At 62.0% G+C, this 23,856-nt stretch carries 21 protein-coding genes; 15 read left to right on the top strand and 6 right to left on the bottom strand.

The window, feature by feature from the left end; translation table 11 throughout:
* Window positions 1-325: 325 nt before the first annotated feature.
* From mgrA to AC07SU_RS02265, 3 genes are all read right to left on the bottom strand, one after another.
* Window positions 326-1,363, bottom strand: a complete 1,038-nt coding sequence (gene mgrA / locus AC07SU_RS02275) for an L-glyceraldehyde 3-phosphate reductase (RefSeq protein WP_494996087.1) — start codon at window positions 1,361-1,363, stop codon at window positions 326-328.
* A gap of 109 nt (window positions 1,364-1,472) precedes the next feature.
* Window positions 1,473-2,801, bottom strand: a complete 1,329-nt coding sequence (locus AC07SU_RS02270) for an OprD family outer membrane porin (RefSeq protein ID WP_176997478.1) — start codon at window positions 2,799-2,801, stop codon at window positions 1,473-1,475.
* Between the two features lie 161 nt (window positions 2,802-2,962).
* Entirely contained in the window at window positions 2,963-3,853 is an 891-nt protein-coding gene (locus AC07SU_RS02265) for a LysR family transcriptional regulator (RefSeq protein WP_494996086.1), read from the bottom strand.
* Window positions 3,854-3,974: 121 nt separating this feature from the next.
* Here AC07SU_RS02265 and AC07SU_RS02260 point away from each other — a divergent pair, with 121 nt between their 5' ends.
* The 3 genes from AC07SU_RS02260 (at window position 3,975) to AC07SU_RS02250 (ending at window position 6,023) form a co-directional block, all read left to right on the top strand.
* Window positions 3,975-4,706 carry an SDR family oxidoreductase gene (locus tag AC07SU_RS02260; protein ID WP_176997363.1) on the top strand — a complete coding sequence of 244 codons (732 nt, stop codon included), beginning with the start codon at window positions 3,975-3,977 and terminating at the stop codon, window positions 4,704-4,706.
* 20 nt (window positions 4,707-4,726) lie between these two features.
* A complete protein-coding gene (locus tag AC07SU_RS02255) occupies window positions 4,727-5,623 on the top strand; it encodes an SDR family oxidoreductase (RefSeq protein ID WP_494996085.1) in 897 nt (298 codons plus the stop codon).
* A 151-nt stretch (window positions 5,624-5,774) separates the two neighbouring features.
* Window positions 5,775-6,023 carry a hypothetical protein gene (locus AC07SU_RS02250; RefSeq protein WP_494996084.1) on the top strand — a complete coding sequence of 83 codons (249 nt, stop codon included), beginning with the start codon at window positions 5,775-5,777 and terminating at the stop codon, window positions 6,021-6,023.
* A gap of 3 nt (window positions 6,024-6,026) precedes the next feature.
* On the opposite strand, the gene betT is transcribed toward AC07SU_RS02250, so the two are convergent.
* The gene (gene betT, locus AC07SU_RS02245; protein ID WP_176997479.1) at window positions 6,027-7,988 is read right to left on the bottom strand and encodes a choline transporter BetT; all 1,962 of its coding nucleotides are present in this window, start codon (window positions 7,986-7,988) and stop codon (window positions 6,027-6,029) included.
* Window positions 7,989-8,385: 397 nt separating this feature from the next.
* Window positions 8,386-9,312, bottom strand: a complete 927-nt coding sequence (epsC, locus tag AC07SU_RS02240; RefSeq protein ID WP_494996083.1) for a serine O-acetyltransferase EpsC — start codon at window positions 9,310-9,312, stop codon at window positions 8,386-8,388.
* A 166-nt stretch (window positions 9,313-9,478) separates the two neighbouring features.
* Between epsC and AC07SU_RS02235 the strand changes: the two genes are divergently transcribed.
* The 12 genes from AC07SU_RS02235 (at window position 9,479) to AC07SU_RS02180 (ending at window position 21,513) form a co-directional block, all read left to right on the top strand.
* A complete protein-coding gene (locus tag AC07SU_RS02235; RefSeq protein WP_176997367.1) occupies window positions 9,479-10,474 on the top strand; it encodes a D-cysteine desulfhydrase in 996 nt (331 codons plus the stop codon).
* A gap of 281 nt (window positions 10,475-10,755) precedes the next feature.
* Window positions 10,756-11,550 carry a cystine ABC transporter substrate-binding protein gene (tcyJ, locus tag AC07SU_RS02230; protein WP_176997368.1) on the top strand — a complete coding sequence of 265 codons (795 nt, stop codon included), beginning with the start codon at window positions 10,756-10,758 and terminating at the stop codon, window positions 11,548-11,550.
* Entirely contained in the window at window positions 11,550-12,215 is a 666-nt protein-coding gene (gene tcyL, locus AC07SU_RS02225; protein ID WP_071482540.1) for a cystine ABC transporter permease, read from the top strand. Before tcyJ ends, tcyL begins: the two co-directional genes overlap by 1 nt.
* 3 nt (window positions 12,216-12,218) lie before the next feature.
* Window positions 12,219-12,965: an L-cystine ABC transporter ATP-binding protein TcyN gene (gene tcyN / locus AC07SU_RS02220; protein ID WP_494996082.1), complete on the top strand. Its 747-nt coding sequence runs from the start codon at window positions 12,219-12,221 to the stop codon at window positions 12,963-12,965.
* Window positions 12,966-13,361: 396 nt separating this feature from the next.
* Window positions 13,362-14,147 (top strand): hypothetical protein, encoded by a 786-nt coding sequence (locus AC07SU_RS02215; RefSeq protein WP_494996081.1) that lies wholly within the window; start codon window positions 13,362-13,364, stop codon window positions 14,145-14,147.
* Window positions 14,148-14,334: 187 nt separating this feature from the next.
* Window positions 14,335-15,588 carry an SfnB family sulfur acquisition oxidoreductase gene (locus AC07SU_RS02210; protein WP_494996080.1) on the top strand — a complete coding sequence of 418 codons (1,254 nt, stop codon included), beginning with the start codon at window positions 14,335-14,337 and terminating at the stop codon, window positions 15,586-15,588.
* A gap of 26 nt (window positions 15,589-15,614) precedes the next feature.
* Window positions 15,615-16,808, top strand: a complete 1,194-nt coding sequence (locus tag AC07SU_RS02205) for an SfnB family sulfur acquisition oxidoreductase (RefSeq protein ID WP_494996079.1) — start codon at window positions 15,615-15,617, stop codon at window positions 16,806-16,808.
* Window positions 16,808-18,169 carry an LLM class flavin-dependent oxidoreductase gene (locus AC07SU_RS02200; protein WP_494996078.1) on the top strand — a complete coding sequence of 454 codons (1,362 nt, stop codon included), beginning with the start codon at window positions 16,808-16,810 and terminating at the stop codon, window positions 18,167-18,169. Before AC07SU_RS02205 ends, AC07SU_RS02200 begins: the two co-directional genes overlap by 1 nt.
* Window positions 18,170-18,285: 116 nt before the next feature.
* Window positions 18,286-19,101: a MetQ/NlpA family ABC transporter substrate-binding protein gene (locus AC07SU_RS02195; protein WP_025855519.1), complete on the top strand. Its 816-nt coding sequence runs from the start codon at window positions 18,286-18,288 to the stop codon at window positions 19,099-19,101.
* Window positions 19,098-20,213, top strand: a complete 1,116-nt coding sequence (locus AC07SU_RS02190) for a methionine ABC transporter ATP-binding protein (RefSeq protein ID WP_494996077.1) — start codon at window positions 19,098-19,100, stop codon at window positions 20,211-20,213. The genes AC07SU_RS02195 and AC07SU_RS02190 overlap by 4 nt, the downstream gene beginning before the upstream one ends.
* Entirely contained in the window at window positions 20,203-20,847 is a 645-nt protein-coding gene (locus tag AC07SU_RS02185; protein WP_016974994.1) for a methionine ABC transporter permease, read from the top strand. Before AC07SU_RS02190 ends, AC07SU_RS02185 begins: the two co-directional genes overlap by 11 nt.
* A gap of 39 nt (window positions 20,848-20,886) precedes the next feature.
* Window positions 20,887-21,513 carry a class I SAM-dependent methyltransferase gene (locus AC07SU_RS02180; protein WP_494996076.1) on the top strand — a complete coding sequence of 209 codons (627 nt, stop codon included), beginning with the start codon at window positions 20,887-20,889 and terminating at the stop codon, window positions 21,511-21,513.
* Between the two features lie 91 nt (window positions 21,514-21,604).
* On the opposite strand, the gene AC07SU_RS02175 is transcribed toward AC07SU_RS02180, so the two are convergent.
* Entirely contained in the window at window positions 21,605-23,761 is a 2,157-nt protein-coding gene (locus AC07SU_RS02175; RefSeq protein ID WP_494996075.1) for a glycoside hydrolase, read from the bottom strand.
* Window positions 23,762-23,856: the final 95 nt, after the last annotated feature.

Raw genomic sequence — 23,856 nt, 5'->3', positions numbered from 1 at the left:
CGCCCGCATCGCGGGCAAGCCCGGCTCCCACATTGACCGAGTACTACCGGGTGAATTCGCCACACTGAAGATCAACTGCAGGAGCCGGCTTGTGTGGGAGCTGGCTTGCCTGCGATAGCATCACCACGGTCTGACTGACACACCGAGGCGCCCGCATCGCGGGCAAGCCCGGCTCCCACATTGACCGAGTACTACCGGGTGAATTCGCCACACTGAAGATCAACTGTAGGAGCCGGCTTGCCGGCGATGGCGACCTCAAAATCAGCGCAAGGCTAATGGCCTCATCGCCGGCAAGCCGGCTCCTACGGGGGGTTATCGGTGATGGTTACTCAGCAGTGGAGGGCTTTTCCCACAGGTTGATCCCACCCTCTTGGGCAAACCGATCGATCTCCGCCAGTTCTTCCGCACTGAAGCTCAGGTTCTTCAGCGCACCGACGTTTTCAATGATCTGCTCCGGCCGGCTCGCACCGATCAGCGCGCTGGTCACCCGTGGATCGCGCAGGGTCCAGGCCAGCGCCAGTTGCGCCAGGCTCTGACCACGGCGCTTGGCGATTTCGTTCAGCGCACGCACGTGGGCAATGTTGGCATCGGACAAATGCTTGGCCTGCAACGAACCACCGCCCGGACGGTTGACCCGTGCATCGGCCGGCACGCCATTGAGGTACTTGTCGGTCAACAACCCCTGGGCCAGCGGCGTGAACGCAATCACCCCGGCGCCGAGTTCTTCGGTGGTGTCCAGCAGGTCTTTTTCTACCCAGCGGTTGAGCAGGTTGTAGGCCGGCTGGTGGATCAACAGCGGCACTTTCCACTCTTTGAGCAAGGCGGCGATTTCGCGGGTTTTCACGCCCGAATAGGAAGAGATGCCGATGTATAACGCCTTGCCTTGTTGCACGGCGGTGGCGAGGGCGCTGGCGGTTTCTTCCAGGGGGGTGTCGGCGTCAAAGCGGTGGGAGTAGAAGATATCCACATAGTCGACGCCCAGGCGTTGCAGGCTCTGGTCCAGGCTCGCCAGTACGTATTTGCGCGAACCGCCGCCCTGGCCGTAAGGGCCGGGCCACATGTCCCAACCGGCCTTGCTGGAGATGATCAGTTCATCGCGGTAATGCTTGAAATCTTCGCGCAGCAAACGGCCGAAGTTGATCTCGGCGCTGCCGTACGGTGGGCCGTAGTTGTTGGCCAGGTCGAAGTGGTTGATCCCCAGGTCGAACGCCGTGCGCAGCAGGGCGCGCTGGGTGTCGATCGGGGTGCTGTCGCCAAAGTTGTGCCACAGGCCCAGGGACAGTGCCGGCAGCACCAACCCACTGCGGCCTACGCGGCGATACGGAATAGATTCATAGCGGTTTTCGGCAGCAATGTAAGTCATCGAATCCTCTCTTGAACTTGGGACTAATAAGGCCCGGGAATAACGCTATTCCCAGGCCTTTTAAGCAGCTGAATCGCTTAAGTCTGCCGTTCCGTTCTACAGCAATTTCCTACCAGAGGGGAACGACATAGCTGACATAGAAGCGGTTTTCATCCTGCACGGTGGCGCCGGTGATATCCGGGCTGGCATGCGCGTTTTTCCAGGTCACGCCCAGGCCTTTGAGGGTGCCGGTCGGTACTTGGTAAGCCACGGCAATGTTGCGTTCCCACTCGCTGGTGGTGCCCTGCACGGTGCGGATGTCATCCCCGTGGGCGTAGGCCGCCGAGAACGACAGGCCCGTGAGGCCCAGCTTACCGAAGTCATACTTGTACTGCGCAAGCCACGTGCGCTCACCGGCGTGTTGAAATTTATTCAACTGCATGTTGGTCAGCGCCGGGGTGTCGGCGCCCGAGCCCGGGCCCTGGCGGTTATCGCCGCTGTTCAGGCCAGAATCGAGGTACGGGAAGTCACTGTCGCCGCTGTTTTTCTGGATACCCAGGCCGACGGTGTGGCCGTCCAGGCTGTAGCTTTCAAGCAAGCTCGCGGTGGTCTGGTTGATGCGGCCCTTGCTGGTGCCGTCACCGTAGAGGCCAGCCCCGGCAAAGTCCTTGTCGCCGTCGGCGTTTTCGCCCACACCCAGGCTGCGGAATACGCGGATATCGGTGTCGATTGCGCCGACCGACAAGGCGTCATGACGCTTGGCGCCCAGGAAGAACTGCTGGTAGTAATCCTCAAGATTGGAGTACCAGAGGCTCACGGTGGTGTTCTGGATACCGGTGTAGTCCGCACCGCCAAACAGGAAGCGATCGCTCTCTTTGGTGCCCCCGGCGGTGATCATGCCCTGGTCGCCGGTTTCGTTGCGGATCTTGGTCTTGAAGATATCGCCGCCGGTGAACGTGAAGTCCGTGAGGTCCTTGGACACCAGTTGCACGCCGGTGTTGGTCTGCTGGTACAGGCGGCCGTCAGTGTTGGCCAGCACCGGGTTGTTGCCGTAGAGCGTGCCGAGGCGCAACTCATCCTGGGCAAAACGCATCTTGAACGTAGGGCTCAACACGCCGAACTGGTCGGCGGACTTGCCGTTGTCCAGCGGGAACATGCTGCCTGGGTAGCGGCCTTGGTGATCCTTGTCGTTGAGGTCGCCACCGGAATCCAGCTTCAAGCCGTAGAAGGCTTGCAGGTCCAGGCCAAAACCGACCGGGCCGTCGGTGTAGCCCGACTTGAAGTTGAACTCGAAACCCTGGCCCCAATCACGCACGCTGTGCGCCTTGGCCGTGCTGTTCACCACATCACGACCCTGCTGGTTGAGATAGCGATTGAGCAGGGTCACATCGGCGTGGCTGTCATCGATAAAATCGGCATGGGCGGACAGCATAAAGCTCGCCATGGCGGCACCCACCATGGGGCTTAATAACGTCTTCATTGTTACCGGTCTCCGTCACTGTTCTGAAATGAAAGCGTCAAACGCTTCACACAATTACGCAGTGGCCAGATGACAGTTCGGAGTCAAAACCGTTAGTTCACGAATGAAATTAAATTTAAGGAACCCTTTAACTACGCGGGTTAGCGGGCATTTTCGAAGATTTCTGACAGCCAATCCACGAACACGCGAACCCTCGGCGACATGTGTCGATTGTGCGGATACAAAATCGAAACCGGCATGGGCGGCGGTGGCGTATCGGTGAGAATTTCACGCATCACACCCTGCTCGATCAGCTCGGCCATGCGGTAATGCGGGCACTGGATAATGCCCAACCCGGCCACCGCGCTGGCGGAATAAATCTCGGCACCAAACACCGAAAGCGCGCCCTCGATACTCACCTCTTCAAGCTCGCCACCCACCATGAATTCGAACGGAAACAGCTTGGCCGTGGTGCGCGAAACGTAGTTCACCGCGCGATGTGTCGCGAGGTCCGCCAGGCACTTTGGCTCGCCGTATTTTCGCAAGTAGGTGGGACTGGCGCAGGTCACCTGGCGCAGGGTCGCGACACGCCGGCCGATCAATGCAGAGTCCCCCAGGGTGCCCGCGCGCAACACGCAATCCACGCCTTCGGCGATCAGGTCGACGAAGCGATCCGCCTCACTGATCGACAGCTCGATTTCCGGGTAGCGCGCCATGAACTGCGGCAGCGCCGGGATCACAAAATACTTGGCCAGGGTGCCGTGCAAATCCACGCGCAAACGCCCCTTGGGCGCCACGCTGCGAAACGCCAGTTCAGCCTCTTCCAGCTCCGCCAGCAATTGCACGCAACGTTGGTAATAAGCCTCGCCGTCGAGGGTGGGGCGCACACGGCGAGTGCTGCGTTCGAGCAGGCGGGTGCCCAGCCAGGCCTCGAATTGATTGAGGGTGTGGGTCAGCGTGGCACGCGGCAGGTTCAGGTCATCGGCGGCCAATGTGAAGCTTGAACGCTCGTAAATGCGCACAAACACCTTCATCGCTTTGACTTGATCCACGTGACATTCCCTCAGACTAATTGTTGGCGATTATTGAACAGTCAAGGCAAGTCTGGCGCATTTATCGGTCCTGGTAAACATGTGAATCTGCGTCCACACCCACTCCAAAGGACCTCGCACCATGACAACTCAAGTCGCAATCATCACCGGCGCTTCCCGTGGCATTGGCGCCGTGGTGGCCCGACAACTCGCCGCCGACGGTTACGCCGTGGCGATCAACTACGCCAGCAGCGCCACTGAGGCGTCGAAGCTGGTGGTGGAACTGCGCCAGGCCGGCCACCAAGCCATAGCGATCCAGGGTGATGTCAGCAAGCCCGCCGATATCAAGCGCCTGTTCGATGAAACCGAAACCCAACTGGGCAAGGTCGACGTGCTGGTCAACAACGCCGGCATTCTCAAGACACTGCCCCTGGCCCAGCACAGTGACGAGCTCTACAACCAGAACTTCGACATCCACACCCGTGGCACCTTCAACGCCCTGCGCGAGGCAGCCACGCGCCTCAACGACGGTGGGCGCATCGTCAATTTTTCCAGCAGCACCGTGGGCCTCAATTTCCCAGGCTACGCCGTGTACATCGCCAGCAAGGCGGCGGTGGAATCCCTGACCCAAGTGTTCGCCAAGGAAATGCGCGGACGTGGCATCACCGTCAACGCGGTCGCCCCTGGCCCGGTCGCCACCGACCTGTTCCTGCACGGCAAGAGCGAAGAGCAGATTCAGGGCCTGGCCAAGATGGCGCCCCTGGAACGCCTGGGCCAACCGGAAGATATCGCCCGCGTGGTGTCGTTTTTGGTAAGCCCGGCCGGTGGCTGGATCAATGGGCAAATCCTGCGCGCCAATGGCGGGCTGGTTTGAACGCAATCGAGGGCAACAGCATGAAATCGATCATCCTGATTACCGGCGCCTCCAGTGGTTTTGGCGCCCTCACCGCCCGCGCCCTGGCCGACGCCGGCCACACGGTCTACGCCAGCATGCGCGAAACCCTGGGGCGCAATGCACCGCAGGTGGCCCAGGTCCAGCGCTATGCCGAAGAGCACCAGGTGGACCTGCGCAGCGTCGAGCTGGACGTGGCCTCCAGCGAGTCGGTGGACGCCGGCGTCGCCAAGATCGTCGCCGACTGCGGGCGCCTGGATGTGATCATCCACAACGCCGGGCACATGTCGTTCGGCCCGGCCGAAGCCTTCACGCCGGAGCAGTTCGCCCAGCTGTACGACATCAACGTGCTCAGCACGCAGCGGGTCAACCGTGCAGCGCTGCCGTACCTGCGCAAGCAGGGCAAAGGGTTGGTGATGTGGGTGTCGTCCAGCAGCGCTCGCGGGGGGACACCGCCGTTTCTTGCGCCGTACTTTGCAGCGAAGGCCGCGATGGATTCCCTGGCGGTGTCCTACGCCAGCGAGCTGACGCGTTGGGGTATCGAGACCTCGATCATCGTGCCCGGCGCGTTTACCAAGGGCACCAATCACTTTGCCCACTCCGGTAAGCCCAGCGATCAGGCGCGTGTCGATCTGTACAACGACGGCCCGTATGCGGGGGTTGCAGAAGCTGCATTGCAAGGCTTGGCGGCGCTGGAGCCTGAGGATGCGGATGTGGGTGAGGTGGCCAAGGCGATTGTCGAGATCGTCGGCTTGCCGTTCGGCACACGCCCGTTCCGCCGGCATATCGACCCTTCCGAGGATGGCTGCGAAATCGTCAATGGCGTGGCGGATCGGGTGCGGGCAGAACTGTTCTGGAAGGTGGGTTTGCAGGACTTGCTTAAACCCACTACACACTAACGACCCGATGAGATCCCCTGTGGGAGCCGGCTTGTGTGGGAGCTGGCTTGCCTGCGATGGCATCACCTCGGTGCCTCTGAATAACCGAGGTGCCTGCATCGCGGGCAAGCCCGGCTCCCACAGGGGATAGCTCCCACAGGAGATCACCGTCATGCACACCCTCGTCGTCATCAGCTGCGGCTTGATTCTGCTAGCACTGATGCTGTTCATCGGGCAAAAACTCGGCATCAGCCGCACGGTGCTGGCCTACAGTTTTGTCGGCGTCTGGCTGATCGCATCAGTGGCCAACGGCGCCGTCGGCGTGCTCACTGCCGGCCAGCCCCTGGTGTCGGAGCTGGTGATCGGCAGTGGCGTGTTCGGCGCGCCGTTGGTGGCGCTGGCCCTGTACCTCAGGGCCTGAGCCTCAGCGCACCAGGTGCAGGAACTGCAGGTGACGCTCGTACTGGTCGAGGATGTCGTTGATGATCTGCTCCTTGGTGTAGCCCACCAAGTCGTAGTCCTGGCTACCTTCGGCCAGGTGCACTTCCGCCCGGTAGTAGCGGCGGTTGTTGATCTCTTTCTTGCCCATGCCACCCCGGGCAAACGACGGCGTGAAGTAACCGCGCATCTGCACCTGGTACACGAACGGGCGTTCCTCACCGTGACCGATTTCGAGGCTGACGCTGTCGTTGGCCGGGTCCGGCTGGGTCACCACGTTCAGGCCTTTCTCGACAAACACCGCCGTCACTTCTTCGATCGCCGGTCGCACGGTGGTATCCAGGAAGCGGTACACCTCGTCCCGCGACGGGAAATGCACGGCCTGGCTCAAGCGCTGACGCCAGCCGCCCCTGCCCTTGCGTGCGGCCGAGATAGGCGCCAATGAGTGCAACTGGGCAATCTGCTTTTGCGACTCGAGGTAGAAAGCCTTGTGCAGCCCCCACATCATCAGCAGCAGGATCATCGAGAATGGCAGTGACGTCAGCACCACCGCTGATTTCAGCGAATCGATACTGCCGGCAAACAGCAGCGCACTGGTGACCAGCGCGGTCATCGCGCCCCAGAACACCCGCAGCCATTTCGGCCCGTCTTCATCGGCGTTGCCCCCCTTGGACGACAGGGTCGACAGCACCACGGTGCCCGAGTCGGCCGAAGTGACGAAGAACACGAAGCTGATAAACACCGTGACCGCGATGACGGTTTTGCTCCACGGGTAGGTTTCCAGCAGCAGGTAGAGGCTCATCGACGGGTTGTCGATGGCCGATTGACCGAGTGCGGTGAGCCCGTGGTTGAGCACTTGGTCGATGGCGCTGTTGCCGAAGATCGACATCCACGCCAGGGTGAAACCCAGCGGGATCAGCAGCACGCCGAACACGAATTCGCGGATGGTACGGCCACGGGAAATCCGTGCGATGAACAGGCCCACGAACGGCGACCATGCGATCCACCAGGCCCAGTAGAACACCGTCCAACCGCCCAGCCAGTCGCTGGGTTTATCATAGGCGTATACGTCGAAGCTCTTGGTCGGCAAGGCGCCCAGGTAGTCGCCCAGGTTCTGGATCAGGGTGTTGAGCAGGTGCTGGGTGGGGCCGGCGAACAACACAAACAGCAGCAGCGCGCAGGCCAGCAGCATGTTGATGTCGGACATCACCCGCACGCCCTTGTCGACGCCGGAGACGGCCACCAGGATCGCGGCGCCCATCATCAGGGTGATCAGGCCAACCTGGACCCATTGGGTGTGAGCCACGCCGAACAGGTAGTCGAGGCCGGAGTTGAGGTGCAACACCCCAAAGCCCATGTCGGCCCCCAGGCCGAACACCGTGGCGATGATGCCGAAGCCATCCACGGCGTAGCCGATGGGGCCGTTGATGCGCTTGCCGATCAGCGGGTACAGCGCCGAGCGCAGCGCCAGCGGCAGGTTATGCCGGTAGGCGAAGTACGCCAGGGCCATGCCGACAAAGGCGAACACGCCCCAGCCATGCAGGCCCCAGTGCAGAAACAGGATCTGCATGGCCTGGCGCGCCGCGTCGGCGTTCATCGGTGCGCCCTGGGGCGGTTGCACCAGGTGCGTCAGCGGCTCGGAAACGCAGAAGAAAAACAGCGTGATGCTGATCCCGGCGGCGAACAGCATGCCGGCCCAGGACAAGTAACTGAATTCGGGCTCGTCGTGGTCGGCACCGAGTTTTATCTTGCCGTAGCCCGATAACGCGGTGACCACCACGAAGACCAGATACAGGGTCATCGCCAGCATGTAGTACCAGCCGACCGTATTGGCCGCCCAGTTTTGCGCGGCCAGCAACCAGGCACCGGCCTGTTGCGGGATCGCGATGACAGTGACGCCGAACAACAAAATAAACGTGGCGGCGAAGTAGAAGACCGGCGCATTCATGCGCACCAGGCCACTTGCAGGGGTGGACGATGCACTCATGAACGATGCACCCCGAGGGTGTGGAATGTGGCTGTGAATAACGGACTCAGCAAAGGTAAGCCTCCTGTTGTGAGCGGGCAGCGAACCACCGGGTTTAACTTGAACGAGCATTCAAGTTAAACATGGATAGGCGGTCCGGGACTAATCGCAAGGCTGAGTGGTAGGTAATTCCTACACTAGCTCAAGGACAGGTATGACGGGCGGGGATGACAAATCGTTCAGCGTTTACGAGGGAAATTTGAAATGCGGTTGACCCTGTGGGAGCTGGCTTGCCTGCGATGGCGGCCTCAAAATCAGCGCAAGGCTAATGGCCTCATCGCCGGCAAGCCGGCTCCTACACAGGGGTTAGGCGGGTTGGCTATTTTTGTGTGCCGTCGTCGTGCTGCAGGTTGGCCTGGGTGATATTCGCCCCGGCCGGCACGCTGCGGGTCAGCCACACGTTGCCGCCGATGGTTGAGCCTTTGCCGATGGTGATGCGCCCCAGGATCGTCGCGCCGGCGTAGATCACCACGTCGTCCTCGACAATCGGGTGGCGCGGGTGGCCCTTCTGCAACTGCCCGTCCTCATCTGCCGGGAAGCGCTTGGCGCCCAGCGTCACGGCCTGGTAGATGCGCACGCGCTCACCGATGATCGCCGTCTCGCCAATCACCACACCGGTCCCGTGGTCGATGAAGAAGCTCGGGCCGATCTGCGCGCCGGGGTGGATATCGATACCGGTGGCCGAGTGGGCAATCTCCGCGCTGATCCGCGCCAACAGCGGCAGGCCGGCGCGGTACAGATGGTGGGCCAGGCGGTGATGAATCACCGCCAGGATCCCCGGGTAGCACAGCAGCACTTCATCCACGCTGCGGGCGGCCGGGTCGCCGTGGTAGGCAGCCAGCACGTCGGTGTCCAGCAAGCTGCGCAAGGACGGCAGGGCCAGGGCGAAATCCTGGATCAGGCGGATGGCATGGGCGTCGACCTCACGATCGTCCTTGCCGCCTTGGCGGGCGGCATAGCGCAGTTCCAGGCGGGCCTGGCCGAGCAGCGCGTTCAGCGCCACGTCGAGGGTGTGGCCGACGTAGAAATCTTCGCTTTCTTCACGCAGGTCCACCGGCCCCAGGCGCATGGGGAACAGCGCACCGCACAGCGATTCAAGAATCTGCGCCACCGCCTCACGCGACGGCAACTCACGCCCACCATGCTCGCCGCTGAGGCGGCCGTTGCGCGTTCGCCACTGGTCCCGGGCGCCGCGCAGCTGGCTGACGATGGTCTGCAATTGCCAATGACTGGAACGCTCACTCACGGTATTCACTCCTGACGTAATGGCGCTCACTTTACGGTATGCACCCCGAGCGTTCTTAAGAACCAATGGTGTGATGCTCAGAACTATCCGGCATAAGCGTTTGGCAGTTGCCCGATGAAAAGTGCCTGCCTATAGTCGCCTCATCTCTTAGCCACCGTGCGTAGCCATGATCAAACAACAGCTCGACCGTTTTAACCGCCTGGAACTGCTGGGCGGCGCCACTGCCCTGGAAAAACTCGAGCGGCTGTCGGCCTGGCTGGGCAGGGACATCTACGTCAAGCGCGATGACACCACGCCCCTGGCAATGGGCGGCAACAAGCTGCGCAAACTCGAATACCTCGCCGCCGATGCCATCGCCCAAGGCGCTGACACCCTGGTGACCGCCGGCGCCCTGCAATCCAACCACGTACGCCAGACCGCTGCGTTGGCCGCCAAGCTGGGCCTGGGCTGCGTGGCGCTGCTGGAAAACCCCACCGGCACCGAAGACCCCAACTACCTGGGTAACGGCAACCGTCTGCTGCTGGACCTGTTCGACGCCAAGGTCGAGCTGGTCGAGAACCTCGATAACGCCGACGACCAACTCAACGCTTTGGCCGATCGCCTGCGCAGCAACGGCAAAAAGCCGTACCTGGTGCCCATCGGTGGCTCCAATGCCCTCGGCGCGCTGGGCTACGTGCGCGCCGGGTTGGAACTGGCCGCACAGATCGAAGACAGCGGTCTCGAATTTGCCGCCGTGGTGTTGGCATCGGGCAGCGCGGGCACCCACAGCGGGCTGGCCCTGGCCTTGAGTGAAGTACTGCCGGACCTGCCGGTCATTGGTGTGACCGTGTCGCGCACTGATGAAGCCCAGCGCCCGAAAGTGCAGGGCCTGGCCGAACGCACCGCCGAATTGCTGGGCGTGGCGATTCCCGAGGCCTTCAAGGTGATCCTGTGGGACGAGTATTTCGGCCCGCGCTACGGTGAGCCGAATGCCGGCACGCTGGCGGCGGTCAAGCTGCTGGCGAGCCAGGAAGGGCTGCTGCTGGACCCGGTCTACACTGGCAAGGCCATGGCCGGTTTGCTGGACGGCATCGGGCGTCAGCGGTTTGAAGACGGGCCGATTATTTTCCTGCACACCGGTGGGGCGCCGGCGCTGTTTGCTTATGGCTCTGCGTTCAACTGAATAAACGCGGGCTGCAAATGTGGGAGCTGGCTTGCCTGCGATGGCGGTGTATCAGCCGACGGATGTTGTGCTGACCCACCGCCATCGCAGGCAAGCCAGCTCCCACATTAGATTGGCGTTATATTCCAAAACAGAATAACAAATTAATTTTATATTATTTTCAAGTCTTAAGAAGCGGCTTTATCATCGCGCCGTAGGCGAAGACGCGCACCGCGCTTTAAGGCAGGATACGACTACTGCGTCACCTGCTTCGCTCAACATAAAAAACACAGGGGCTCTTCATGACTATTTCTGCATTGCGTCGTACGTTGCTGGTTGGCACTTTGGGCCTGGCCCTCGGGGCTGGGTGGATGGGCCAGGCGGTTGCTGGCGAGCAGTTGAACACCATCAAGAAAGCGGGCGAGATCAAGATCGGCCTGGAAGGCACCTACCCACCGTTCAGCTTCGTCGACGAAAGCGGCAAGCTCAGCGGCTTTGAAGTGGAACTGTCCGAAGCCCTGGCCAAGGAGCTGGGCGTGAAGGTCAAGCTGCAGGCCACGCCGTGGGATGGCATCCTCGCCGCCCTGGAATCCAAGCGCCTGGACGCGGTGGTCAACCAGGTCACCATTTCTGAAGAGCGCAAGAAGAAGTACGACTTCTCCAAGCCTTACACCGTGTCCGGTATCCAGGCACTGGTCCTGAAAAAGAACGTCGACAGCATCAAGACCGCCGACGACCTGGCCGGCAAGAAAGTCGGTGTAGGCCTGGGCACCAACTACGAACAATGGCTCAAGGACAATCAGCCTAAAGCCATCATCAAGACCTATAACGATGACCCGACCAAGTTCCAGGACCTGCGTATCGGCCGTATCGACGCCATCCTGATCGACCGCCTGGCCGCCCTGGAATACGCCAAGAAAGCCCCGGACACTGCCACTGCCGGCGACGCCTTCTCCCGCCAGGAAGCCGGTATCGCCCTGCGCAAAGGCGAGCCTGAGCTGCTCGACGCGGTGAACAAGGCCCTCGACAAACTGCGCGCCGACGGCACCTTGAAGAAGCTGTCCGAGAAGTACTTCAACGCTGACGTCACTGAATAATGGAAGCAGGTTTCCAACTCGCGCTGGACTCCGCGCCCTTTCTGCTCAAGGGCGCGTACTACACGGTGATTCTTAGCCTCGGCGGAATGTTTTTCGGCTTGCTGCTGGGCTTCGGCCTGGCCTTGATGCGCCTGTCGCGCTTCAAGCTGGCAAGCTGGATCGCCCGGGTCTATGTGTCGTTCTTTCGCGGCACGCCCTTGCTGGTGCAGCTGTTCCTGATCTACTACGGCTTACCGCAAGTGGGCATCGAGCTGGATCCGATCCCGGCGGCCTTGATCGGCTTCTCGCTGAACATGGCCGCTTACGCCTGTGAAATCCTGCGGGCCGCCATCGCGTCCATCGAGCGTGGCCAGTGGGAAGCTGCGGCGAGTATCGGCATGACCCGCGCGCAGACCCTGCGCCGGGCCATCCTGCCGCAAGCCATGCGCACGGCGTTGCCGCCGTTGGGCAACAGCTTTATTTCGCTGGTCAAGGACACGGCGCTGGCCGCTACCATCCAGGTGCCCGAGCTGTTCCGCCAGGCCCAATTGGTGTCTGCACGGACCTTCGAAATCTTCACCATGTACCTGTCCGCCGCCCTGATCTACTGGATTCTGGCGAGTATCCTGGCGCACTTCCAAAACCGCCTGGAAGACCGGGTCAACCGGCATGACCTGGAGTCTTGAAGCATGATCGTGGTTGAAAAACTGACCAAACAATTCAAGGGCCAGGTGGTACTCAACGGCATCGACCTTGAGGTCAAGGAAGGCGAAGTCGTCGCCATCATCGGTCCCAGCGGTTCCGGCAAGACCACCTTGCTGCGCTGCCTGAACTTCCTCGAAGAACCCACCAGTGGCCGCATCAAGGTGGGTGACATCGAGATTGACACCGGCAAGCCGCTCAACCAGCAACAGGGCCTGGTGCGGCGCCTGCGCCAGCACGTGGGCTTCGTGTTCCAGAACTTCAACCTGTTCCCCCACCGCACCGCGCTGGAAAACGTCATCGAAGGCCCGATCGTGGTCAAGAAGATGCCACGCGACGCGGCGGTCGCCCTCGGTCGCAAGCTGCTGGCCAGGGTTGGCCTGGCGGGCAAGGAGGAGTCGTACCCACGGCGTCTTTCCGGCGGCCAGCAACAGCGCGTGGCGATTGCGCGTGCGCTGGCGATGGAGCCGGAGGTAATCCTGTTCGACGAACCCACCTCGGCACTGGACCCGGAATTGGTGGGGGAAGTGCTGGCGACTATCCGCAGCCTTGCTGAAGAAAACCGCACCATGGTCATCGTCACCCACGAAATGAGCTTTGCCCGCGATGTGGCCAACCGGGTGATCTTCTTCGATAAGGGCGTGATCGTGGAGCAAGGCGAGGCCAAGGCGCTGTTCGCCAACCCCAAGGAAGAACGCACCAAGCAGTTCCTGAGCAAGTTTCTCGCCCACTGAAACATCCCCTGGGTCTATGGAAAATGGCTTGTGTGGGAGCTGGCTTGCCTGCGATGCAGACACCAGGGTGTATCCATCACACCCAGGTGATGCTATCGCAGGCAAGCCAGCTCCTACATGAAGCGCGGTCCCACAGGGAATGCTCATTCCAGCCTGTAAAACACCCCGCCGTCACCACCCGAATATCCCCGCGCGAGTCAGACCCTTCTGAATTTCCCCCTGCTTGCCGTTTAGCCCCGTGCCGCCATTGACGCTCCCCGGCCAACCCTCTTATCTAGGGCCTAGAGGATTGGATCCTATCCCGGCTACTCACTGAATCGTTCCCTTTCGGCCCCCTTGCGCACCCGCGCCAACGGTTCGGAACGATTGCTGCTGGCTGCATCAAGGAGATTACGTATGACGCGCACTGCAACCCCGCCCCTGCTCACCGCCCCGAGCCTGCCCCAGGCGCATCGGGAAGGCATCAACGCCCTGGCCGCCACCCAGCTGCAAGTCGACATTGCGCCCTACCCCGGCATGGACGAGGGCGACTTGATCGAACTGTTCTGGAACAACTGCTTCGCCGCCTCACGGAGGATCACGGCCTGCAAGATCGGCATGCCGACCCAGCTGCGCGTACCGGAAAGCTTTGTGCAGGATGGCTCGGCGCGAGTGCACTACCAGGTGATGCAAGTGGGCTACGGCCCGGTCCGTTCCGCCCCGACGCGGGTAAAGGTAAAGACCAATTACCCCGGCGGCGAGCCTTCGCCCCTGTTCAGCGATGAAAACCAGAACCTCGCCCCGGTGGGCCTGCCCGAAACGATCCGTCGCCATGGCGTCAATGGTCATCAGGTGCGCCGTGGCATCCCACTGACCATCGAGCCCTACCTGAACATGAGCAGCGGCGACGCCATCACCCTGCGCTGGGGCGATGTGCGCCTGGACCTGCCGCCAATCCAACCGTCGGACGTCGGCCTGACGGTCCACCTGTGGGTGCCCTCGACGGTGATTGTCGAGGCCGGCGACGACAGCCGCCTGGACGTGACGTACTGCATCCTTGATCGCGTGGGCAATAATTCACGCTGGGCACCGACCCGCACACTGAACATCGCCGCCTGCTCACCCCAGGCGCCAGCCCGGCCCGCCAGGGCCGCGTCGACCTACCAACCGCATCACCCCGGTTCACCCTGCGAACCGGGGTGACAGCCCTTCTATGCATATTCCTAGAAGTTAGTTTATTTAAAGATTTAACACGCTTAGGGTATATGCACCGGACCACCGGACATCTCTGATTTTTTTGTTTTTATTTCATTGAATGCGAGGTCGGTATGGTCAGAATTACCCCGGTGCATAACGCCAGGGCATTACGTGCAGCCAAGGAGCGGCGCTGATGTCTAACTTGGCTCAAACACCCCCCCAGAGTGGTCTGGACAATGATCGCGATATAGCCCCCCTGCTGTTGCCGGCCGCTGTGCTGCGCAACGACGCAGAGGCGCTGGACGCGGCCCACGAGCTTGCCAAGGCCGCACGCCTGCAAGCCGCCAAGCGCGATCAGCAACGCAAACTGCCGTGGGCACAGATCGAACAGTTCACCCGCAGCGGGCTGGGCAGTATTTCCATCCCCCGTGAATACGGCGGCCCGCAGGTGTCCTTCGTGACCCTGGCCGAGGTGTTCGCGATCATCAGCGCGGCCGACCCGGCCCTTGGGCAGATCCCGCAGAACCATTTCGGCATCCTGCACCTGGTGCAGGGCGCGGCCACCGAGCGCCAGAAAAAGCAGCTGTTCCAGAGCGTCCTCGACGGCTGGCGCATCGGCAATGGCGGCCCGGAACGCGGCACCAAAAACACCCTGGAACTCAAGGCGCGCATCACCGCCAAGGGTGACGGGTATGTGATCAGCGGCCAGAAGTTCTATTCCACCGGCGCGCTGTTTGCCCATTGGGTCGCGGTCAAGGCGCTGAACGATGACGGCAAGCAGATCATGGCGTTCGTGCGCCGTGGCACCGAAGGGCTGCGCATCGTGGATGACTGGTCGGGCTTCGGCCAACGCACCACCGCCAGCGGCACTGTGCTGTTGGACCAAGTGCCGGTGGACGCAGAGCTGGTGGTCGAAAACTGGCGCATCGGCGAAACCCCGAATATCCAGGGCGCCGTCTCCCAGTTGATCCAGGCCGCCATTGACGCGGGCATTGCACGCGGAGCGCTGGACGACACCATCGCCTTCGTGCGTGAACGTTCGCGCCCGTGGGTCGACGCCAACGTCGAACGGGCCAGCGATGACCTGTATGTGATCGCCGACATCGGCAAGCTCAAGATCGAGCTGCACGCCGCCGAAGCGCTGCTGCGCAAGGCCGGCCAGGTGCTGGACCAGGTCAGCGCCGCACCGATCACCGCGCAGTCTGCCGCCCGCGCCTCGATTGCCGTGGCCGAAGCAAAGGTGCTGACCACTGAAGTGTCGCTGCAAGTCAGCGAAAAGCTCTTCGAACTGGCCGGCAGCCGCGCGACCCTCGCCGAGTTCAACCTCGACCGGCATTGGCGCAACGCCCGGGTGCACACCCTGCACGACCCGGTGCGCTGGAAGTATCACGCCATCGGCGCCTTTCGATTGAACGGCACGCTGCCGGCTCGCCACTCCTGGATTTGACCGACCAGACCTCTGGAGAAATACGCATGACCCTTTCTCATCACGTCGCGGTCATCACCAGCGACGAACAAGCCCTTATTGTCGCCAGCGACCTGGCCGAAGATTTCCGCCGCGACAGCGCCCAGCGTGACCGCGAACGCCGCCTGCCCCTGCCCGAACTGGACGTGTTCTCGCGCTCTGGCCTCTGGGGCATCAGCGTGCCCAAGGAATACGGCGGCGCTGGTGTGTCCAACGTCACCTTGGCCAAGGTCATTGCGCTGATCGCCCAGGCGGATGCCTCGTTGGGCCAGATCCCGCAGAACCATTTCTATGCCCTTGAAGTGCTGCGGGTGAACGGCACCCCGGCGCAACAAAAGCGCCTGTACGCCGAAGTGCTCGCGGGCCAGCGCTTCGGCAACGCCCTGGCGGAACTGGGCACCAAGACGGCCCATGACCGCGTTACATCGATCACCCGCGACGGCGATGGTTTTCGCGTCAGCGGCCGCAAGTTCTATTCCACCGGCGCGATCTACGCCCAGCGCATCCCCACCTCCGTAGTGGACGAACATGGCGTGCAGCAACTGGCGTTTGTCCCGCGTGGCAGCGAAGGCCTGACCGTGATCGACGACTGGAGCGGCTTTGGCCAGCGCACCACCGGCAGCGGTTCGGTGGTGTTCGACAACGTGTGGGTGGCGGCGCAGGACGTGATTCCGTTCCAGAGCGCGTTCGAGCGCCCGACCACCGTCGGCCCGCTGGCACAGATTCTTCACGCGGCCATCGACACCGGCATCGCCCGTGCAGCCTTTGAAGACGCGTTGCATTTTGTGCGCACCAAGACCCGCCCGTGGATCGACTCGGGCAACGACAAGGCCACCGAGGACCCGCTGACCCTGAAAAGCTTCGGCCACCTGAGCGTGCGCCTGCATGCCGCAGAAGCACTGCTTGAGCGTTCCGGCGAATTTCTCGACCGCGCCCAGGCCGACAGCAACGCCGAGACCGTCGCCGCCGCCTCGATTGCCGTGGCTGAAGTACGCGCCTTGAGCACCGAAATCTCATTGGCCGCCGGCAGCACGCTGTTCGAACTGTCCGGCAGCCAGGCGACCCTGGCAGAGCACGGCCTGGACCGTCACTGGCGCAACGCCCGCGTGCACACCCTGCACGACCCGGTGCGCTGGAAGTACCACGCGGTGGGCAATTACTACCTCAACGATGCAAACCCGCCACTGCGGGGGACCATCTGATGGCCAAGAAAAAGATCCTGCTCAATGCCTTCAACATGAACTGCATCGGGCACATCAACCACGGTCTGTGGACGCACCCACGGGACACGTCCACCCAGTACAAGACCCTCGAGTACTGGACCGACCTGGCCAAGACCCTGGAGCGCGGGTTGTTCGATGGGCTGTTCATCGCCGACATCGTCGGCGTGTACGACGTCTATCAGAACTCCATCGACGTGCCGCTCAAAGAGTCGATCCAGCTGCCGGTGAATGACCCGCTGCTGCTGGTCTCAGCCATGGCCGCCGTCACCCAGAACCTTGGCTTCGGCCTCACCGCCAACCTCACTTACGAACCGCCGTATCTGTTCGCCCGGCGCATGTCCACCCTCGATCACCTGAGCCGTGGCCGCGTGGGCTGGAACATCGTCACCGGCTACCTCGACAGCGCGGCCAAGGCCATGGGCTTGACCGAGCAGGTCGAGCACGACCGCCGTTATGACCAGGCCGATGAGTACCTGGAGGTGCTTTACAAACTCTGGGAAGGCAGCTGGGAAGACGACGCGGTGCTCAACGATCCGCAGGCGCGGGTGTATGCCCAGCCGGGCAAGGTGCACAAGGTCGAGCACCACGGCGAGTTCTACCAGGTGGAGGGATACCACCTGTGCGAACCCTCGCCGCAGCGCACACCGGTGCTGTTCCAGGCCGGCAGTTCGGATCGCGGTTTGCTGTTCGCCGGGCGTCACGCCGAGTGTGTGTTCATCAGCGGCCAGAACAAGGCCTCGACCAAAGCGCAGGTGGACAAGGTCCGCGCCAGCGCCGTCGAGGCCGGGCGTAACCCGGACGACATCAAGGTGTTCATGGGCCTCAATGTGATCGTCGGCGCCACCGAAGCGCTGGCCTGGGCCAAGCACGCCGACTACCTGAGCTATGCCAGCGCGGAAGCCGGCGTGGCGCACTTCTCGGCATCCACGGCCATCGACTTTGCCCAATACGAATTGGACGAACCGATCCAGTACGTGAAGAGCAACGCGATCCAGTCGGCCACCAAAAACCTGCAGAACAATGACTGGACCCGACGCAAGTTGCTCGAGCAGCACGCCCTGGGCGGGCGCTATATCACCCTGGTCGGTTCGCCGGAACAGGTGGCGGATGAACTGGAGTCGTGGATCGCCGAGACCGGGCTGGATGGTTTCAACCTGACGCGCATCGTCACGCCGGAAAGCTATGTGGACTTCATCGACCTGGTGGTGCCTGAGCTGCAGAAGCGTGGGTCGTACAAGACCGCCTACGAGGCCGGCACACTGCGTGAAAAAGTCTTCCACAACAGCGCGCGCCTGCCCGAACAACACACCGGTTCTACCTACCGCCACTCCCCCCTGTAGGAGCCGGCTTGCCGGCGATAGCGCCCTTGAGATCACCGCCGCATTCAAGGGCCTCATCGCCGGCAAGCCGGCTCCTACAGGGATCTGTGTAAATATCTTATGACTGGAAAATGATGATGAAAAAAACACTGCTCACCCACCCAGTCAAAGCACTGGCCCTGGCGTTTGGTTTGTTCAGCTCGGCCGTCTTCGCCGCCGATGCGCCGCTGAAAATCGGCACCACCGCCGCCTTTGCGATCCCGCTGGAAGCCGCCGTGGCCGAGGCGGGCAAGCAAGGTTTGAAAGTCGAGCTGGTGGAATTCACCGACTGGATTGCCCCCAACGTCAGCCTGGCAGCCGGCGATATCGATGTGAACTACTTCCAGCACATCCCGTTCCTGGAAAACGCCAAGGCTGCCGCAGGCTTTGACTTGGTGCCCTACGCCCCGGGCATCATCAACAACGTCGGCCTGTACTCGAAGAAATACAAAAGCATCAACGACCTGCCACAGGGCGCCAGCGTGGCCATCGCCAACGACCCGATCAACAGCGGTCGTGGCTTGCAACTGCTGGCCAAGGCCGGGCTGATCACCCTTAAGCCGGGCGTGGGCTACAAGGCCACCGAAGAAGACATCGTTTCCAACCCGAAGAAGATCAAGATCCTGCAAGTCGAGGCTGTGCAACTGGTGCGCGCCTATGACGACGCCGACCTGGTGCAGGGCTACCCGGCGTACATCCGCCTGTCCAAGACCTTCGACGCGGAGTCGGCGCTGCTGTTCGACGGCCTTGATCACCCGGAATACGTGATCCAGTTCGTGATCCAGCCGAAAAGCAAAACCGACCCGCGTGTGATCAAGTTCGTCGACATCTACCAGCATTCGCCGGTGGTACGTGCTGCCCTGGACAAGTCCCTGGGCAAGCTCTACCAGGTCGGCTGGGAAGATAAAAAATGACCGCCGCCCATGCCCAACTGCGCGACCTGGGCTTACCGCCCAGGGACGCCGAGCAGACCGAACTGCACCCCGACCTGAACCGCGCCCATGTGCGCTTTATCAACCTGGGCAAGACCTACGACGGCGCCGTACACGCCTTGCAAGGCATCGACCTGGCGATCCAGCGCGGTGAAGTGTTTGGCATCATCGGCCGCAGCGGCGCCGGCAAGTCGTCGCTGATCCGCACCATCAATCGCCTGGAACAGCCCAGCAGCGGGCGCGTACTGATCGACCAAGTGGACATCGGCGACTTCGACGAAGACCACCTGGTGGCGCTGCGCCGGCGCATCGGCATGATTTTCCAGCACTTCAATCTGATGTCAGCCAAGACCGTGTGGCAGAACGTCGAGCTGCCACTGAAAGTGGCCGGCGTACCGAAACTGCAGCGCGAGCAGAAGGTGCGTGAGCTGCTGGAGCTGGTGGGTTTGCAGGACAAGCACAGGTCCTATCCGGCGCAGCTGTCCGGAGGGCAGAAACAACGGGTGGGCATCGCCCGCTCGCTGGTACACGACCCCGAAATTTTGCTGTGCGACGAGGCCACCTCGGCCCTCGACCCGGAGACTACCCAGTCGATTCTCGGCCTGCTGCGCGAGATCAACAAACGCCTGGGTTTGACCATCGTGCTGATCACTCATGAGATGGCCGTGATCCGCGAGATTTGCGACCGCGTGGTGGTGCTCGAGCACGGGCGTATCGTCGAACAAGGCCCGGTGTGGCAAGTATTTGGCAACCCGCAGCACGAGGTCAGCAAAACCCTGTTGGCACCGTTGCAACATGGGCTGCCGGAAGAACTGCAAAGCCGTTTGCAAGCCAGCCCAACGTCGGCGGAGGCCGCGGTGGTACTGCGCTTGCAGTTCACCGGCAGCGACACCGATGAGCCGGACTTGGCCGCGCTGTTCGGCGCCCTCGGCGGGCGCGTGCGCTTGCTGCAAGGCGGCGTGGAACGCATCCAGGGCCACGCCCTCGGGCAACTGCTGCTGGCGGTGAGCGGTTCGCCCCACACCCCCGAAGAACTGCGCACCCGCGCCGGCAATTGGGCACAACAGGCGGAGGTGCTGGGCTATGTGGTTTGATCGTTTAGTGCAGGGCGCCATCGACACCTTGCTGATGGTGGGCGTGTCGTCGCTGATCGCGTTGCTGGTGGGAATTCCCCTGGCGGTGTTCCTGGTGACCAGCGACAAGGGCGGCATCTACCAGGCCCCGGCGCTTAATCGCGTGCTGGGGGCGTTCGTGAATCTGTTCCGCTCGATTCCGTTTTTGATCCTGATGGTGGCCTTGATCCCGTTTACCCGGCTGATCGTCGGCACCACCTATGGCGTATGGGCCGCCGTCGTGCCGCTGACCATTGCCGCCACACCGTTCTTTGCGCGGATCGCCGAAGTGAGCTTGCGCGAGGTCGATCACGGCCTGATCGAAGCGGCGCAGGCCATGGGTTGCCGGCGCTGGCACATCATCTGGCATGTGCTGTTGCCTGAAGCGCTGCCGGGGATTGTCGGCGGGTTCACCATCACGTTGGTGACCATGATCAATTCGTCGGCGATGGCAGGGGCGATTGGTGCAGGTGGTTTGGGTGATATTGCCTACCGCTACGGGTATCAGCGCTTTGATACGCAGATCATGCTGACGGTGATCGTGCTGCTGGTGATTCTGGTGGCGGTGATCCAGTTGGGCGGTGATCGTTTGGCTCGGGTGTTGAACAAGCGGTGAGGTATAGTCGGGACATCCCAGCGCCCGGTATCACTTGCCATGTCCCTCAAGCCCGACGACCTCGACCAGATCACTTCCACCACCCTCGGCCACTACAACAAGGTGGCCGAGGACTTCCGTGAAGGCACTCGCGACCACGATGTAAGCCAGAACATTGATGCGCTGCTGCGCAATATCCAAGGCACCGCGCCGTTTACTGTGCTGGACTTTGGCTGCGGCCCGGGCCGGGATCTGCAGACCTTCACCCGCCTGGGGCACATCGCCGTGGGGCTGGACGGCTCGGAGCGCTTTGCGCAGATGGCGCGTGAAGACAGCGGCTGTGAAGTGCTGCAACAGGACTTCCTGAAGCTGGACCTGCCGGCCGAACGCTTCGACGGGATTTTCGCCAACGCCGTGCTGTTTCATATTCCCAAGCAGGAACTGCCGCGTGTGCTCCAGCAGCTGCATGCGGCGTTGAAGCCTGGCGGCGTGTTGTTCAGCTCCAACCCCCGGGGTGAGAACCAGGAAGGCTGGAATGGGCCACGGTACGGGTCTTATCACGACCTTGAAGCGTGGCAGGCGTTGCTGACGGAGGCCGGCTTTGAAGAGTTGGAGCATTACTACCGGCCGGCTGGGTTGCCTCGTGAGCAGCAGCCGTGGCTGGCCAGCGTCTGGCGAAAAATTTAGATTTTTTGCGTCTGGGCCGGCTCCATCGCAGGCAAGCCAGCTCCCACAGTTGGAATGCGTTCCCCTGTGGGAGCTGGCTTGCCTGCGATAGCTATTCCACCTGGTACAACACTGGATCTTCGCCCACCACCAACGCCGTCACACTGCGCTCGGCAAAATTGGCGATCAACCGCGTGCCATCTGCAAAAGTGGTTTCCTGCACACGCCGATCGGCTGTCAGCCACCGAAAGCTCGTCATTTCCTGCGTGGCCAGGCGTTCATGCAACGGGCGGAAAAACGCGTCCTGGCGTTGAATGATGGGCAACCGCTGCTTAACGGTCCCGGCACTCAGGTGATACAGCGGCGGCACGTTGTAGAGCAGTTGGGTCAACTCGTTCTCTGCCCGCACATTGCTCAGCTTCAGGCTGTCGAACAGCCAGTGATGCGTCGTGATGACCGAGCCGTGGAACACCGCCTGGTACAACGGCAGACGCATGCTCGGCTCGAAATACACGGTGCGAAACGGCTCTTTCAACGGCACCTGCTTGAAAAACACCGCGGGTTGTTCCGGCGGGAACCAGTTGCCAACGTAATAGGGCGACTGCTTATCTTTGGTCATGTCCTGGTCACCCCAGCCCATCACCGGAGTCTGCATGCCATGGGCAAACAGGATGCCCTGGGCGGTGGTGGCGTTGCCGTCTTCGGAACCGGCCGGCAGCTTGAGCACGGTGTTGAGCCAGCGGGAAGCATCCACATTGCCTTCGGCGTTCTGCGCCTGGCTCATCGGGGCGCTGTCGCGGTAGCTGTCGAACACCATGCCTGTGGCGTAGGCGTCGAGGAACCAGGCGTTGAAACCGGACTTGACCTGCACCGCTTGCACCCGCGCCTCCAACAAGGGCCGCACGCAGCGTGGGTCGGTGTAGTGGCCCGATTGCTGGAAACCGGTTTTCAGCTTGCCGTCCTTAAGCACGATGGCGCAGTTACGGTAGGCATTGTCGCCCAGATGAGCAGTGGTCCAATCCGGGTTTTCGGTGGCAGATAGCGCCGTTTCATAGGAGTCGTAAGGCGCCATCAGGTATCCGGCGTCGACACCGGCGCGAATCGCTTCCGGGTGCCAGAGGCCGCCCTCCCAACCTTCGCCCAACGTCACCAGCAAGCGTTCGAGCCCAGCGGCTTTCAGGGATGGAATGACCTTGCTACCCCAGTTTTCAGGGTTGTCGTTCAAGGCGCCGGCAAAGGTGACAGCCAGCTCACGGCGCAACTCACCATATCGGGCGGCCAGCCGGGCCACATCCGGCGTTTCAACCTGCCACACCTGTCGTGCCTTCTTGTTGATTGCCGCATTGAGGCCGCGCAGCAACACGGTGTGTTCATAGCGATTCAGCGCAGTCGTCTGCGCCAGAACCTGCGTGCTCTCTTTATCCAACAGCCCCTTGAGCTCATTACCGCGCAGCAACGTGACCAGCTTTGGCCAGTCACGCACATCGTCCAATGCCAGCAAGTCATTGCCCCACAGGTACACATGACTGGCGCCCAGCAATTTCTGCGCCTCGGGCGTTTGCCGCAACTTGTCTGCCAACGATTCATAGCGGCCTTGTTCCACCAACCATTGACGATAGCGTTTGGCGCCCGCCAAAGGCCCGGCGTCGCCCAGGTGCAACAGCAGGGTCATCGGCGCAGAGGGATCGAGCGAGGTGAATTCATGGGCCAATGACAGGACCATGCCCTCCTGCCAGTGCAGGCGGTTGTTGTAGGGGTTGGTCAGCAGCCAATTGAGAGTGAAGCTGCCGTGGTCCAGGCCCCACAGCGGCAGGCTGAGGTCCTGGGTGGTATTGAGTTCACCCTGGTCCAGCAGGAAGGCCTTCCACACCGGGTTATCAGCTGGCACGTAATGCCCTTCGGCCAATGGCCACATCACGCCATGCCCCATGGCGCTGGCGGGTTGCTGAAGGATCGCCAGCGCGCCGGGCTCACGAGCGTGGATAGTCAGCAGCAGGTCACGCTGCTCAAGGCGGGCGCTGATACGGAAGGCGCCCTCATCCCACTGCCAGCTGGCCTGTTGATCCGTGTGTGAGAGCTGGCTGACGGCGCGCGCCTGCACCCCGCTGGAAGCCTGCACCGACGCCTGGCCGTTGGGTGTGACGCGGATGGCCAGGGTGGAGGGGTCGAGATCGACCCGCCACTGGGGGTTTTCCAGGACCGTGGCGGCAGAGACCAGTGGTGAGAGGAGGAGCGTGCAGACCAGTAGAAAGTGATGGTGCCAGTTCATGCTGCTCATCCTGTGCCGAAGGGGGGCCGAGGGTAAAACACCCGTAGACTTGCAGGCGGCACGAAAGGCATTTCGAGATATTTCATACAGCATAA

This window comes from Pseudomonas sp. GW821-FHT05H12 (genome assembly GCF_059419385.1).
The sequence above is the reverse complement of the archived record's forward strand: the minus strand, read 5'-3'. Positions and strand labels throughout refer to the sequence as shown.